Here is a 12,488-nt window from a genome sequence, read left to right on the forward strand (position 1 = left end):
TCGCTTCTATTCATTCAAATGTAAAGCCTCAAGTTTGTAGACTGAAGGTGATGGGGCAGCAAATCCATTTTCTAAGATTTCAATATTCGTTACCGCTTCTTCATCTTTCACAAGTTTTGGTGCACCATTTACAATTGTGTCATAAGCTGCATCATAGAAACGACCGTAATCACCAAGCGGCGTTTTAATTTGTTTTTCAATCCAGTCACCATTTGCATTACGATACTTAGCAACTCCATAGTACATCGGTGAATCTTCACCAAATCCTGCACTCTCAGGCATAATACCCGCTTTCAAATCATTTTCCTGCTGATCTTCACCGTATTTAATAAATGATCCATTTGTTCCATGAACGATAAAGCGTGGATAATCTTTTGCTACGACATGGTTCGTTTTCAGCTTAATCTTCAACTGATTTCCGTAATGTAGACCAACATCGAAATAGTTATCAACCGCACCTTCCATTTCATTATTACGAATATCGTATGTCACCGTATCTGGACGGCCGAATAGTGAAATCATGCGGTCCATCGTATGAATACCTAAACTGTAAAATGAACCTTCTTCTTTTGGAGCTTCATGAGTGATTGAACCAGGACGGAAATAATCAATATGCGATTCAATCTCAATAATATCACCAAGGAATCCTTGTTCAACTACTTGCTTCACAGCTAAAAAATCACCATCAAAACGGCGATTTTGATAAGGCATAACGACTACACCTTTCTCTCGTCCTAAAGCTAATAATTCTTTCGCATGTTCTACTGTATCGCAAAATGGTTTTTCAACGATAACTGATTTTCCGGCTAGTATAACTTTTTTTGCTAATTCATAATGCGTATGTGCTGGCGTACAAATCGTCACTACTTGAATTTCATTGTCATTCAACAATTCGTCCAAATCAGTAGTGAAGTAAACACCTTTTTCCTCATATGGAGCCGCTAATTCTTCATTTATTTGACGCACAAAAATCGTTTTTACTTTTATATTTTTACGTGTCTTCAGATAAGGTAGGTGATAACGGTTAGCTGATTTTCCAAATCCAATAAAGCCCATTGTTAATGTCATGTTCTTCAACTTCCTTGCTCATAAATTTTCGTTTCTACATTTATTATATATTTTTATCTTTAAAAGTATATAGTTTTGATTTTAAAATTATATATTAAAAAGTCGAGATAGAAATCATTTTCTGATCCCCATCTCGACTTTAAGTTATAGACTTATATCCTATCATCATTTTATTTATACTCAATGACTTGAGAGCTAATTGGTTATATACTCTTATTCATACATATACGAACGTGTCATCGGAATTGTATCATTAATCCCTTTTGTAAATACAAATTGATGTAAATCAATATTACCTGTAAAGAACGAAGCTGCACATGCATTTAAATATAAACGCCACATGCGGATAAATCGCTCATCTTTCGTTTTGCAAACTTCCTCTAGTACGTTTTCAAAATTTCGAGCCCAATGTTGTAATGTATTCCCGTAATGTCTACGTAAGCTTTCCACATCAACAATGAAAAATTGTTCGTTTGTCATGTTCGTGATTAATTCGTTAACAGCAGGAACATACCCACCAGGGAATATATATTTTTCAATCCAACCATTCGTAGCACCACCATTAGCCGGAGAAGTAATGCAATGCAGCAGAGAAATCCCGCCATCATTTAGTAGTTTGTTAACTGTTTCAAAGTATTGCGTAATGTTGTCTTTTCCTACATGTTCGATCATACCTACACTAACAATTTTATCAAATTTACGATTCTTAATATCGCGGTAATCAAGTAAAGATACTTCAACTAAATCCGTAAGTCCCTCTTGTTTAATTCGCTCGGAAGTCTTAGCGTATTGTTCCTCACTTAACGTTACTCCCATCGCTTTCACACCGTACTGTTTAGCGGCAGCTGTAATGAGTTCACCCCACCCACAACCGATGTCTAATAGCGTATCACCTTTTTGAAGGTTCAACTTTTTCAAAATATGATTCACTTTATTATGCTGCGCTGTCGTTAAAGAATCTTGTTCATTTTGGAAATACGCACAAGAATATGTCATTGTCTCATCAAGCCATAATTTATAGAAATCGTTCCCAATATCATAATGGTGAGCAATATGTTCTTTATTTTTTTGTTTTGAGAAATTCCATTTACTTTTGAAATATTGCAACTTACTATCTCCTAAAAAGCTATCCTGCCTTTTATAAATAGATTGAATTGCTTTTTCAAGATTCCCCTCTATTTCAAGGTCCCCATTCATATATGCTTCACCGAATGCAATAGAAGGATCCTTAGCAATTTCTTTTTTTGAGAGCGGCTTATGGAATGTTATATGAAATTGCGGTTCCCCTTCGCCATATTGTATTGTTTCTCCATTCCAAAGTGTAATTTGAACTGAATCTGAAAACAGATTTTTAAGTATTTTTTTATAAAAAAGTTCTTCAACCATAAAAACATCTCCTACTAAAAAATTGAACAAAAAACTATACTAGTTAATAAGTCTTTTTGAACATAGCTTAAAATCGTTATGACTTTTTGCTACGAGTGTCATTATAAAACGGTTATATTATGAAGCATAGTACGTACTTTAAAGTGATGTAGGCACTTTTAAGTACCCATGACTGAAACAGGTCCTCAAAAATTTTACTTTTCATCATAACAACTTTCTAAAGTTTTAAAACGAAAAACACCACCTCGTCATTAGGTGGTGTTTTCAATATTACATATAGAGATTTCACTTAACTTCTGTGTTTTTTCTATCTATGCATCGTTCTCCCCATGCGGTTAATTGATTTAATACATTTTGTAAAGACCACCCATAATCGGTTAGGGAGTATTCTACTCGAGGGGGAATTTCTTTGTAAATTTCACGTGTAATCACACCATCTTCTTCCAGCTCGCGTAGTTGCTGCGTTAACATTCTAACAGAAATTTCAGGAATCAAACGTTGCAACTCACTCGTTCGCTTCTTCCCTTTCGTTAAGTGACATAAAATGACGACCTTCCACTTTCCACCGATAATTTCTAAAGTTGCTTCTATAGGTATATTATATTGTTTCACGCGATCTCCTCTCCTTTTTTATAAATTCCTTATCTATTGTTACGTAAAAATAAATAATTTTCTATACGGCACATTTTAGTTCCTACAGCACAAAAAAGTACCTATATTACAAAAAAGTAATTATGCTGCTTAAAAATCTCCCTCTATACAAAAAGAAAAAACGAACGTATTCTCGTTCGTTTTTTCTTTCTTTATTCAGCTGCGGTTATAAGCATAGACGTGTTACCATTCTTTTCAAGATGATTTTCTCCCCAGTTACAAAGAGTATCGAGTATAGAATCTAAAGAATGACCGTAATCAGTTAAAGAGTATTCTACTTTTGGTGGCACTTGGTTATACACTTTTCTCTCGATTACACCATCTTCTTCTAATTCACGTAATTGTTGCGTTAACATCTTTTGTGTAATACCAGACATTAATTGTTTTAATTCGCACGTTCTCTTTTTGTCTTTCTTTAAATGACAAAGGATAACTACTTTCCACTTTCCACCGATAACCTCTAAAGTTGCCTCTACAGGAATATTGTATGTTTTCATATAAAAATCTCCTTTAATAATTTTATAAGACAAATAAGCTAAAATATTTAAATATTACTTTTAAGTATCTATAGCACCTTAAAGTACGTACTTTTTATTGTGTTAAACATGTTTCATAATAGCATACGTAAACAGTAGATGAGTAGTACGGTACTAAAAAGTACCTGTGTTACTTTTAAGTATCTATATCACTTTAAAGTACGTACTTCTCATTATGTAAAATACATTTCATAATAGCATTTGTAAGAGTTGAGTGAGTCATGCAGTATTAGAAATTACCTGTACTTTAAAGTGAGTATTTTTATCATACATTTTGTCAGACGATGAAATGACATGTTTTAATTTTCAAATACATTTTAGGAGGATATCTATAATGAGTAAATTACTAAAAGAAAAAATCGGTTTTGGTACAGCACCACTAGGAAATATGTACCGTAATATCCCAGAGGAAGAAGCAATCGCTACAGTGGATGCTGCTTGGGACAATGGTGTTCGTTACTTTGATACAGCTCCACTTTATGGATCTGGCTTAGCAGAAATTCGTCTTGGTGAAGCACTGTCAAAAAGAAATCGTGATGATTACTTTTTAAGCACCAAAGTAGGTCGAACGATTTCAGATGAACTAGAAGATCCATCTGCACGTGATTTAGGTGAAAAAGGCGGACTTTTCGAATTTGGTCGCAAAAATAAAATGATCAATGACTATAGCGCAGATGCAACACTTCGTTCTATCGAGCAAAGTTTGAAACGTTTAAAAACAGATCGTCTAGACTTTGTATTCATTCATGATTTAGCACAAGACTTTTATGGTGATGAGTGGATTTCACAATTTGAAACAGCTCGAACAGGAGCATTCCGTGCGCTAAAACGTTTACGTGAAGAAGGAGTTATTAAGGGCTGGGGGCTTGGAGTAAACAAAGTAGAATCAATTGAACTTATGCTTGATTTAGAAGAAGCGAAACCAAATATATCCTTATTAGCTGGTCGCTATTCATTATTAGACCACGAACGTGCATTGCAACGAGTAATGCCTGCAGCTGTAAAGCATAATATGGATATTGTTGTTGGTGGCCCATATAGCTCAGGTATTCTTGCTGGCGGCGCTCACTTCGAATATCAAAAAGCATCGCCAGAAATTATTGCAAAAGTTGAGAAAATGAAAGCTCTTGCAGATCGTCACGACATCAGCATCAAAGCTGCTGCACTACAATTTTCACTAGCTAATCCAGCAGTTGCTGCTGTTGTTCCTGGTGCAAGTAAACCGGAACGAATTGTAGAAGACCAAAATGCATTAAACACAGTAATTCCAGCAGCATTCTGGGAAGAAATGCGCGAACAAAAACTAGTAGCACCTAATGCACCACTACCAATCAACGTAAAATAATAATGTAACTTTAATCAGTGGGAGCATCCCCCACTGATTATTTACCCGTAAATACCGGGATGAAAAGGAGCGTAATGAATATGGCACATACTACTACATCTATGGAAATTTTTGCTTCACCTGAACAAGTATGGCAATTAATCGGAGGTTTCAACTCCCTTCCAGACTGGTTACCTTATATACCTAGCAGTAAATTAACTGAAGGCGGTCGTGTACGTCATCTTGCTAATCCAGATGGCGATACAATTATAGAACGCTTAGAAGTATTCAATGATAAAGAGCGCTACTACACGTATTCAATCATGAATGCACCGTTCCCAGTCACTAATTATCTATCTACAATCCAGGTTAAAGAAGGTACTGAAAGTAACACATCGTTAGTAGAGTGGTCTGGTACGTTCACTCCTGTTGAAGTTAGTGATGAAGAAGCAATTAATCTGTTTCATGGTATTTACAGCGATGGACTGAAAGCATTACAGCAAGCATTTCTAGATTAATTCATGTAATTGATTGAGACGAAAAATTTAATTAACAGTCAAATATTCGATTTTGTTGTTAAATTCATTATGAAAGATAAACAAATACAGCTTTCATACCTGCTTGTTAATTACAAGAAATAAAAAATACTACCTCCAAATGGAAGGTAGTATTTTTTATTAGTCCGGAAAAACAATTAATCCCTCTTCTTTTTCATCCTGCTTTAAATCTTCTTCTGGGAAGTTTACAGTTGAATTTTTATCCCCTGTTCTTTTTGTTTCTTCACCTGGAAATACGAAAGTTGAGTTTTCTTTTCCTTCATTTTTTTCTACGTTATCTGGAAATACCATAGAATCTTGGGTAGTCAAATCACTATGAAATCCAAGGTTAGACAAAATCGCTCTTAAATCTGGTAAAACCCCTATTTTATCTGATGATGGGTTATTAGACTTTGTGCCTGTATTTGGATTACTTAAAATTGCTCTCAATTCTTTTGGTGTATATGCCTTACCTAAATGTTCTTTAGCAATCCCTTGAATCGATACAGCAGCCCCAGCAATTATAGGCGAAGCGCTAGAAGTACCACGAAAATTAGAAGTATAACGATTAATTATGTTCTGATCTGTAACTTTTTGTCCTTCATTATTTTGATTTTGATATGTATCTAATGTATCAACATACTCTCCCCAACCATATACATCAATTCTACTACCAGAGTTAGAGAAAGCTAAACGTTTATGAGGAACTCTTGCAGTAGATGCTCCAACTATAATAGCTCCTGAATCTTTAAAGTCTGGACTATTTCGATTTAAAATCTGTTTACCATTACGGTCTTTAAATTCATCTAAATCAATCCCACCATTACCAGCTGCTTCTACAATAATAATGCCTTTATCTGTACCTTTGCGAATTGCATTAAATATACTCGGGTATACTTCTACTGGTAAAGGGTCATCTCCATATCCATCATATTTAAAGGACTCTTCTATTAATAAAACATCTCCAGCCTGTAAAGAATCTACGGCACTTAAAATAGCATCTCTTACATCGATTCTCCCATTATCTCGGATCACTGAAATTACTTTTGCCTTTGCTTTTGGTGCAATCCCAATATTCCCAATCCCATTGTCAGCTGCAGAAACAACACCTAGAACTGAAGTACCGTGAGAAAGATCATTACTCATTTTTCCAGACATAAATTCAATATTTTGACCGACTAAATCTTCATGATTTAATAACCAGCCTTCTTCCAAATCTACAAAAGTTGCTCCCTGACCATTTCCTCCTTTAATTCCCCAAGCATAAGGAGCATTAATTCCTAAAGGTGCCTCTTCAAGATATCCCTGTCTCGAAAATCTAGGTTCATCATAAGGATTGACTGATAGTACAGGCAATCTCGAGCCAGTTGTTGTATTTATACTCTTATTAGAACGAACTTGTATTTTACTAGAATCGTTATTAGCAGCATATACTGTATTTGTTACAAATGTCGTACCTATCCCAGCAAAAGTTGTAATTGCAAGTGATGATATTAACATACCTTTAAAATTCTTCATTTTTCCACCTCTAGTTTTCTATTAGAAATAACATATTTAATAATGTGTATGACTCGAAAAATATTTTATCTTATTATAAAAATTAAAAGATTTTTATAACTTTTTGATTTACATAAAAACTCCCTTCATTCTTGTAATTCAATGTGTACATTTCAAAACAATGCACTTACTGTAACTATTATAGTTACACCTTTATTAATTTTCAACTACGAAATATAAATTTTAAAAAATAAATTTATATTACTTTAAAACAGCACTAGCCTTTTACGTACATAAAGTGAAACTTTAATCAGTGGTTTTTTTGTTCATCCCCACTGATTATTAGCCCTCACCAATCGGGCGTTTACGGGCAGTTAATGCGGGATAAAAATGCAAAATATCCGTCCAAATTACAGCAATCAATAAGTTTATGGACTACGAAAGAAATACGAAAAAGCAAAGCACTAAGTGCTTTGCTCCTTATAAAATCCCTTTTAACTTTTCACCAATTAACTTCGCTACATACTCATAACCTTCTGGCCCAAAGTGTAATCCATCTTTTTCATCATTTTCTACAAATCTTTTATAATCCCGTTCTTGAATCATTTCAGCGAATACGTTTAGAAAATAACTTCCTGTTTCTCTCGCCACTTTCTCCACCACGTCTGCATATTGACTAAGCACTCTATTTGTTCTATTATGCTGTCTTTCTTCATCAACTGGTGCAGGACTAATCAGTAGTACTTTATCTGATGAAACTTGGTTCACAATCTTCTCTAAGTTTTCTTTATATGCTTGTAATGACACTTGAGAAAAAGAAACTGCATCATTCGTACCAAGAAAAACTGTTACGAAATCTGGTTTATATGATATTACATCTTCTTCAATCCTATTTAACGCATCGAATGTATTATCACCTGGAACACCTGCATTCACTACTTTCCAGTTCGGAAACATCTCTTGCAAACGTGGTGTTAATCTCGGCATTCCATCAAAAAATGTTTCATCAGCTGTAATACTATCTCCAAAACATACTAACGTTTTCATTAAGCTACTCTCCTTTTACGTATGAAACAACTTTCCTTCTATTGCTTTTATATATCTGTCAGCAGAACGTTCAACTGCCTCATTTGCATTTTCTTTTACTACTCGATGAAAAGCGTTGTATAAACGATTAAACTGTAACGGCTTCACTCGATTCACCATTTCTTCCACTTTTCTCGCTGGTAGTGGAATTAAGTTTGGATAGCTGTACATGAAGCTTACCCACCGCTCATCTGCTACAACTTGAATAATATCACCTGTTAACAAAATCCCTTTTCCGTCATTACCTTCTTCCCAATGCAATACAGAACCACCACTAAAATGTCCTCCAAGACGATGTACAGTAATCCCATCCGCTAATTGTAAAGACTCACCAGACCAATAAATAATACGACTACTCGGACGCATCACCCACTCTTTATCATCTTCATGTATATAAATTGGTACATCAAATGTCTCTGCCCATTCTACTTGCGTTGAATAATAATGAGGATGAGACAATGCAATCGCATCTAATCCTCCAAGCTCTTTTATTTTCGTAATTGTCGTTTCATCTAAATACGTAATACAGTCCCACAGTAAACGATATGACTCTGTTTTCACTACAAATGCCGTTTGACCGATTGCAAATCCTGGTTTTGTTGTAATGCTATAAAGTCCACCTTCCTCTTCGATTATTTCATTTTTATATGTATCACCAATTTGTAAGCTTTCCAGTGTCGTCCAAGATTGTCCTTTTGGATTCACATATTGCCTCTCTTCATCACAAATATGACAGCTCACCGGTTCTTCTACACTCGCCGCATACTGCACGCCACACGTTGTACAAACGAAATTTTCCATAATAATTTCCCCTATCCCTATATTTTTATTAAGCTAATTTTTGTTGATAATGATCTGCTTTTTTATTTTCAATTAATAAACTTATAAAAGTAAGTAAATAGACAACTGTAACCGATAACGGAATTACAGTAAATCCTTTTTCTGCAAAAAGAATCCCGCAAACTGACGTTACAAATACAATCCCTACTGACAATAAACCATAGCTTTTACTTTCATAAATCCATACGTACGGAATAAAATGAACACCTATTAACATCGCTACTACAAAAGGTAACCATTCTGGAAATTGAAAATAGGCAAGTAATACAAGTGGAATATTCAATACATTTATCCCACCAATTAAGCCTGCCAAAACCCCTAACGGATTTCCTTTCGCAAACATATCAATTTTCAATATAGCAGCTATCATTAAGCCGAAAGGAAACACACAGCCCATACCGATTAAATATACCCACACCACTTGTTTTTCAGAAAGAACAAATCCCGTTATACTCATAACTATCCAAAATAAAACGCCGGCTAATATAATCGGTAAGCCTCTCTTCGTTTTGATTGCTAAATCCTTTTTCGCTTCTGCAACATTCATCTCACTATCTCCCCAAAATATTTGTGCTATAAAGTAGTCTCAACCTCACCCATCCAATAACGCCAAGCTGCTAAATAATCTTCTAAATCTTTCGGGTGGTGCCGTAAACACCTATCTATACGTAAATATAAGCCTATGACTATTTCTTCATATAAATCACGGTCTTTTTTATGAAATACACATTGTTTCATCGCATAATCGATTGTTTCTTTTGTTAAATTTTCCGGAGTTGAACAAAACGCATACATTAAATCATACATAGGATCTCCTAACACTGGTAAAGGATCAATTACACCGTGCAGCTCATTCTCTTTAAATATAAAGTTATGAAATCCAAGATCACCATGCAATAAAAACGGCTGATTTATTCCAACGTCCCTATTCGCTAACTTAAGAACCGTTCTATACTCTTCTTCACTTATGTAACGTCTTACATTTTCATGAGCTTCTATCACATTTTTTGTTAAAAATTCACTCCAAGATTGAACCGGACTTTCTTTCCATCCCCAGCCATCTACCTCTGTAGCTACTTCATACTTATTGATAACTTCCTTTACAAGTTTACAAAGAACACTCCGTTTATGGCCTAGTTTGCAAGAAGTTGTGCCCTCAAGGAATGAATAAACAATATGGCGATTTAAAGGTTCCTTATATAAAAACTTTGGAAATAATTCGTCCTGTTTATAAAACTGAAGAAAATAACCTTCTTCACGTATGACATCCGATTCATTCAACTTTACAACGTATTGTTCATCTAACAAATATATAGTACTTGTCGTACCCCCGTTTAATGCTTTTACGCTATTTGGATAATGTGAAATAACTTTTTCCTTAACTAGTTGTGCAGTGATTATTGAAATGTCCATTCTCTCACCCTTTAATTCGGAAGATTCCCTTAATTCAAAAGACAACTTTACTATTATTTGACAAACGCAAGGAAAATCCTCCCAACCATCCTAATATAACAAACAACAATTTTATTTTATTACAATGGCTTTCTTCAATATCCCATTTATGATAACGTGATTTTATCACTCTAAATGCTCTTCATATACTCTAATAATTTCTATTGCAGGGTCTATGTCTTGTAATTTATGAGCCAAACTTTCTACACCAAACACTTCTGTAAACGTATGACTGCCTACAATTAAATTAATCCCTTTAAATTTCGCATGTTGAACTGTATATAATGTTTTTTCACCTGTTATGTACGTGTCACACCCTTTTTCTAATGCACGTTCAATCAAATTTGTATTGTTTCCTGCACCGGTTAAAATCGCAATCCGTTTTACTGGTTTATCGTGATTTCTCCAGCTCTTCACTTTCTCTTCCATTTTTTCTTCAAGTTTTCCAACTAAGTTTGAAAAAGGAATCGCTTCTTTATATTCTCCTATTCCCGGTAGTTCTTCTTCCTCATACGTGGAATATTCCAGTATTGTATCTATCCCAATTCCGTTAAATAACGATGTACACGTGCCAAACTTTACAAAATCTAACGGCAAATGAACCCAAAAATGATTCATTTCATATTGCTTCAATTTCTCAATACAAGCCTCTTCCATACCAAATAAAAAACTCCACGGCGCATGATGTGTAACTATCATATCGACTCCATTTCTATACGCTTCTTCAATAGTTTCTAACGTTAAATTTGTTGTGTAACCGATTTTGTGAAATTCATCTTTACTTATATGAGTAAAACCATATTCATCATCGCCGTATTTATGAAGATGCTCTCCAAATAGTGATGTTATATGTTCGTTAAACTGCTTTATATTCATTTTATTTCTCCTTTCATTTACTTTTATATTTCAAAAATAAGGAAATACTAAATAAAAACGTTACATACATATAGGAGGACACCATGAAACCTGAATTTTTAAAAGCTATACATGATGCCATTGGAAATGTTGAACACATTCATATAGAAGAAAGCGGTGCTGACAGCTTACTTATCCATCATGATGATGCACAGCAATTACAACAAGTCGCTAAAACGCTAGAAAATAACAATTTTCGCTCTGCTTTAAGAACAACTGGAGATGCTTCGTATATTGAAGTATTGAACAGATAGTGAAAGTCCGGATGTATGCCGGGCTTTCTTTTTTTATATTGAAACTTCAAACTCTTTCACATACACCGCTGTTCCAGCGATATCTATTTGTAACTTTTCGTTTTCTATCCCTTTCGTTACATAAACGGTTACACGACCATCTTTATTTATTTCCTGTCCTTGCTCAACGATTAAATCCAATTCATGTTCAAAATCTTTCTCTAAATACTCCGCATAATACGCTCCCATTACACCTGAAGCTGTTCCTGTCACTGGATCTTCAATCGTCCCAGCGTAAGCTGATGAAAAATGACGGCCGTGCATTTGTGCTAGTTCATCATAAGTTTCTAGACAAATTGGGTGAATAGAAGCATTAGGTATTTCTTTTAATACTGATGGAAATGCAGCATTATTAGGTTTCATTCTCTCACATGCATTAAGATTTTTAATCGGTACAATTACAGTCCAATTTCCCGTACTTCCATATACAATCGGTAAACTTACATCTAAATCATTTACTTCTAAACCAATACTATGAGCTAATTCTTCTTTTGAACCTGTAAACTCTTTAAACTGAGGTGCTGCCTGTCTCATTTTAATAAAGGTTTCTCCATTTTCATTTACACGTATTTGTATCGGTAAAATCCCAGCCTTCGTTTCAATCGTAAGGTTACTTTTCTCTTCTAATAAACCTTTTTCGTGCAAGGCATATATCGTCCCTACTGTCCCATGACCACATAAATCCATTTCAAAACCAGGTGTAAAATAGCGCATTTTTATATGTGCTACTTCTGAAGAAAGAACAAAAGTTGTTTCGTTAAATCCAATTTTTTCAGCAATACGCTGCATTTCCTCTTCCGTTAATCCATCTGCATCTAATACAATACCTGCTGGATTTCCCTTATTTGGTTTATTCGTAAATGCGTCGTAATGAAATACGTTTATAGTCTTCATTTTCTTTTCT

Annotated in this window: 14 protein-coding genes; 3 read left to right on the forward strand and 11 right to left on the reverse strand. The window is 34.6% G+C overall.

The window, feature by feature from the left end:
- Window positions 1-6 precede the first annotated feature (6 nt).
- The 4 genes from AC241_RS16610 to AC241_RS16625 all read right to left on the reverse strand — a co-directional run bounded on the left by AC241_RS16610 (window position 7) and on the right by AC241_RS16625 (window position 3,602).
- The gene (locus AC241_RS16610; protein WP_016080848.1) at window positions 7-1,068 is read right to left on the reverse strand and encodes an oxidoreductase; all 1,062 of its coding nucleotides are present in this window, start codon (window positions 1,066-1,068) and stop codon (window positions 7-9) included.
- Window positions 1,069-1,281: 213 nt separating this feature from the next.
- On the reverse strand, window positions 1,282-2,454 hold the full coding sequence (locus tag AC241_RS16615) for a cyclopropane-fatty-acyl-phospholipid synthase (RefSeq protein WP_016080847.1): 1,173 nt from the start codon (window positions 2,452-2,454) through the stop codon (window positions 1,282-1,284).
- Between the two features lie 285 nt (window positions 2,455-2,739).
- A complete protein-coding gene (locus AC241_RS16620) occupies window positions 2,740-3,066 on the reverse strand; it encodes a winged helix-turn-helix transcriptional regulator (protein ID WP_029442872.1) in 327 nt (108 codons plus the stop codon).
- A 191-nt stretch (window positions 3,067-3,257) separates the two neighbouring features.
- On the reverse strand, window positions 3,258-3,602 hold the full coding sequence (locus AC241_RS16625) for a winged helix-turn-helix transcriptional regulator (protein ID WP_000860820.1): 345 nt from the start codon (window positions 3,600-3,602) through the stop codon (window positions 3,258-3,260).
- A 373-nt stretch (window positions 3,603-3,975) separates the two neighbouring features.
- Between AC241_RS16625 and AC241_RS16630 the strand changes: the two genes are divergently transcribed.
- Window positions 3,976-4,986 (forward strand): aldo/keto reductase, encoded by a 1,011-nt coding sequence (locus AC241_RS16630; RefSeq protein WP_050844333.1) that lies wholly within the window; start codon window positions 3,976-3,978, stop codon window positions 4,984-4,986.
- 80 nt (window positions 4,987-5,066) lie between these two features.
- A complete protein-coding gene (locus AC241_RS16635) occupies window positions 5,067-5,483 on the forward strand; it encodes an SRPBCC family protein (RefSeq protein WP_016080843.1) in 417 nt (138 codons plus the stop codon).
- Window positions 5,484-5,642: 159 nt separating this feature from the next.
- On the opposite strand, the gene AC241_RS16640 is transcribed toward AC241_RS16635, so the two are convergent.
- The 6 genes from AC241_RS16640 to AC241_RS16665 form a co-directional block, all read right to left on the reverse strand.
- The gene (locus tag AC241_RS16640) at window positions 5,643-7,019 is read right to left on the reverse strand and encodes a S8 family peptidase (RefSeq protein WP_050844335.1); all 1,377 of its coding nucleotides are present in this window, start codon (window positions 7,017-7,019) and stop codon (window positions 5,643-5,645) included.
- Window positions 7,020-7,478: 459 nt separating this feature from the next.
- Entirely contained in the window at window positions 7,479-8,045 is a 567-nt protein-coding gene (locus AC241_RS16645) for an SGNH/GDSL hydrolase family protein (RefSeq protein ID WP_029442875.1), read from the reverse strand.
- Window positions 8,046-8,060: 15 nt separating this feature from the next.
- Window positions 8,061-8,885: an MBL fold metallo-hydrolase gene (locus AC241_RS16650; RefSeq protein WP_029442876.1), complete on the reverse strand. Its 825-nt coding sequence runs from the start codon at window positions 8,883-8,885 to the stop codon at window positions 8,061-8,063.
- Window positions 8,886-8,913: 28 nt separating this feature from the next.
- Complete coding sequence (locus AC241_RS16655) at window positions 8,914-9,471, reverse strand: DUF7010 family protein (RefSeq protein ID WP_050844337.1); 558 nt, start codon at window positions 9,469-9,471, stop codon at window positions 8,914-8,916.
- A gap of 26 nt (window positions 9,472-9,497) precedes the next feature.
- Complete coding sequence (locus tag AC241_RS16660) at window positions 9,498-10,337, reverse strand: aminoglycoside phosphotransferase family protein (protein ID WP_050844338.1); 840 nt, start codon at window positions 10,335-10,337, stop codon at window positions 9,498-9,500.
- Between the two features lie 165 nt (window positions 10,338-10,502).
- Entirely contained in the window at window positions 10,503-11,252 is a 750-nt protein-coding gene (locus AC241_RS16665) for a Nif3-like dinuclear metal center hexameric protein (RefSeq protein ID WP_001022440.1), read from the reverse strand.
- 83 nt (window positions 11,253-11,335) lie between these two features.
- Here AC241_RS16665 and AC241_RS16670 point away from each other — a divergent pair, with 83 nt between their 5' ends.
- Window positions 11,336-11,545: a hypothetical protein gene (locus tag AC241_RS16670; protein ID WP_001992924.1), complete on the forward strand. Its 210-nt coding sequence runs from the start codon at window positions 11,336-11,338 to the stop codon at window positions 11,543-11,545.
- A 33-nt stretch (window positions 11,546-11,578) separates the two neighbouring features.
- Here the strand turns inward: AC241_RS16670 and AC241_RS16675 are convergent, their stop codons facing one another.
- Entirely contained in the window at window positions 11,579-12,478 is a 900-nt protein-coding gene (locus AC241_RS16675; protein ID WP_050844340.1) for a PhzF family phenazine biosynthesis isomerase, read from the reverse strand.
- Window positions 12,479-12,488 lie beyond the last annotated feature (10 nt).

Source organism: Bacillus thuringiensis, from assembly GCF_001182785.1.
GTDB classification, from domain to species: domain Bacteria; phylum Bacillota; class Bacilli; order Bacillales; family Bacillaceae_G; genus Bacillus_A; species Bacillus_A thuringiensis_S.